The organism is Campylobacter sp. BCW_4321 (assembly GCF_001763075.1).
GTDB classification, from domain to species: Bacteria; Campylobacterota; Campylobacteria; order Campylobacterales; family Campylobacteraceae; genus Campylobacter_D; species Campylobacter_D jejuni.
In genome coordinates this window covers 1-2,511 of the sequence record NZ_MJYA01000036.1, presented here as the reverse complement: position 1 = coordinate 2,511, position 2,511 = coordinate 1, and the positions used below count along the sequence as shown (strand labels likewise).

The window sequence follows — 2,511 nt, the reverse complement described above, 5'->3', positions numbered from 1 at the left end:
AATATTCTTTTTACAAGTAATGAATCCATAGGATTTGAAAGTGATAAAAATACAAGCATGGTAGCTGATAATATCACAACTTATGCAAAAACTATTCATGAGTTAAAAGCCGATAGCGAGGCGACTATACAGGTAGGAGAAACAATTATTAATGCAAAACCTGATTGTGTTATCATTAAAGCAGGTGGAGTTGAAGTAACTATAGACTCTAATGGACTTGTGGTTAAAGGTGGAGAGCTTAAAGCAGAGTAATAAAGGATAAACAATGAATAAACCCTTCTACAAACTTAAAAGATTTTATATACCTTGTGGTGTGCTTATAGCTTTGATTATTTTTATAAGCTTAGCTTATCATTTTTTACAACAACCTTTAGAGCTTATCTTTTGGGATAGATATGATATATCAAAATTATCTATTAATAACGAAAAGAAAAATTTTAAAACAATGAAAACTGTGAATTACTCCTACTTTCGCTAACGCTTAGAAGTAGGAGGTTCCTAACTAAAGCCAAGTATTCTTAGCTAGCTCGAAAGGCTTCTTGTTTATAGCTTACACCTAAATTTTCATATAAAATATTAAAACTTATACAAAAATCTTTCATAAATTGTTTCAGAAGTTAAAGAGTTTGTTTGGTAAATTACATTAAGGGTTTAAGCCGCAGGCTGACCCCCTACGGCTAAATTGTGAAACCCCTGAAAGGAGGTACATAAAACTCATTCTAGTGGTTATTATACTGCTTTGTTTATTTATAGTCAAGGCATATTAACCAAGCTCAATTTTTGGGGCAACTGGAGTGGGTTACTTGCGGTATCAAACAAACTTTTAACTAAGCTTCTCTCCTTCTATTGAATTTCTATATTTTTTTATATTTTCAATATTTGCACCAAATAAAAATGAAGGTGCAAAAAACAAAGTGCTAAAGAATAACAAGTAAAATCTTTTCATGGACTGTTTTAAGAAGTTAAAGAGTTTGTTTTTGGTATAATTGCATAAGGGTTAATGCCAAAGGGGCGGCAACCCCTTTAGCATTCAATCACGCCCAAAAAGGAGGTGATACAGAATGTTAAACAAAATTATAGTAATAATTATACTACTTTGTATAATTATAGTCAAGTGTTATTAACACTTGTTTTTCCCTTTTTTAAAGGGGGCTATAATTTTCCCTTTGACTTACCAAACAAACTTTTAACTAAGCTTCTCTCCTTCTATTGAATTTCTATATTTGAAAAATTTTATTTTTTTAAAAAGTATATGTTTTTTGTATTATTAATTTTTCAAGTATATTCTTTTGGTTATTTTAACTATAAATCACAGTCCTCTTGAGTTTCTTGAAAATAAAGAAAATAGAGAAAAACTCATAAAAACCCTAATAATACACTTAAATTCTTATTTAGAGGCTGAAAGTAATCTACAAAAAATCAAGATTTTAGTCAAAATATATCAAAATTTACAAAAATGTAGCCGAACTCCTGATCTTATTGACATAGAAGAACTTGAATTTAACAAAGAAGACATTTTCGAAGAATTATTTTATGCTTTAGGCGGTTTAGGAGGTATGTATTCCGTAGAAATAATACAATCAAGAATTGCAAATTTCATCAAAATACTTGGCGGAGAACCTAAACTTTTATTAGAAAGATTCACAGCATAGACTTCAAAAAGAAGTCTATGCAAATACTCAATTTTAGAAAAATTAATTATTCAATAACGCAGCTTTTATTGTATCATTTGTTGCTTTGGCATATATAGCAGTAGTATTTAGTTTTGCATGTCTTAGAATTCCACAAGGTTTGTTCCTTTGGCTGTTAATCTCATGGCTAAAGTGTGTCTAAGCAAATGAAGTCCTTTTTTGCTGATCAAAGCTTTAGCGTAAATATTATTTACAATCAAAAAAGCATTGCTTCTATTTAAATGTTTTCCTATGCTAGTTTGCATTATGTAATCATGATCTTGGATATTTTCTTTAAAATATTCAAGCTCATCATCTACTTCTTTTTTAATAAATGCAAATTGTTCTTTACCACCCTTGCCTATTATGGATATTTTTAATATTTCATCATCAACCTCTTCAAAATCACAAAGTTTTACATTTAAAGCTTCAGAAATTCTAAGTCCTCCATAAAGCATAAGTTTTATCAGTAAAGAGTTTCTAAAACTATTATAAACTTCTTTTTTTGCTTTTTCTTTCTCTAAAACATTATTTAGCCTTATAATTTCATTTTCATTAAGATAATTTAATTTTTCTTCTGATTTTTCTGTTCTAAATCTAATTTTCTTCATATCAAAGGAAAAAATAAACAAATCATCATTATTATCGCTTATAAAAAAAGCTAGTTAATACTCTCAAATAAGTTATTTTTGTTTTTTTGATAGTTTATTGCCATTTTTTGAATTATTTTCTAAATAATTAAGAAAATTGACTAAAAAAGTCGTTTTTATATCGTTTATTTGCATTTCATCTTGATATTCTAAAGAATATTCTACAAATTCTAGTAAAATACGCCTATAAA

Annotated in this window: 2 protein-coding genes and 2 pseudogenes; 3 read left to right on the top strand and 1 reads right to left on the bottom strand. The window is 28.0% G+C overall.

Annotated elements, in window-relative coordinates:
- From AJN58_RS05915 to AJN58_RS05905, 3 genes and pseudogenes are all read left to right on the top strand, one after another.
- A pseudogene (locus AJN58_RS05915) lies at positions 1–252 on the top strand (VgrG protein); the annotation flags it as partial.
- A 13-nt stretch (positions 253–265) separates the two neighbouring features.
- Complete coding sequence (locus AJN58_RS05910) at positions 266–478, top strand: hypothetical protein (protein ID WP_070232973.1); 213 nt, start codon at positions 266–268, stop codon at positions 476–478.
- A gap of 826 nt (positions 479–1,304) precedes the next feature.
- Positions 1,305–1,652, top strand: coding sequence for a hypothetical protein (locus AJN58_RS05905; protein ID WP_096738665.1), 348 nt, complete (start codon positions 1,305–1,307; stop codon positions 1,650–1,652).
- 42 nt (positions 1,653–1,694) lie between these two features.
- Here the strand turns inward: AJN58_RS05905 and AJN58_RS10520 are convergent.
- A pseudogene (locus AJN58_RS10520) lies at positions 1,695–2,511 on the bottom strand (tyrosine-type recombinase/integrase); the annotation flags it as partial.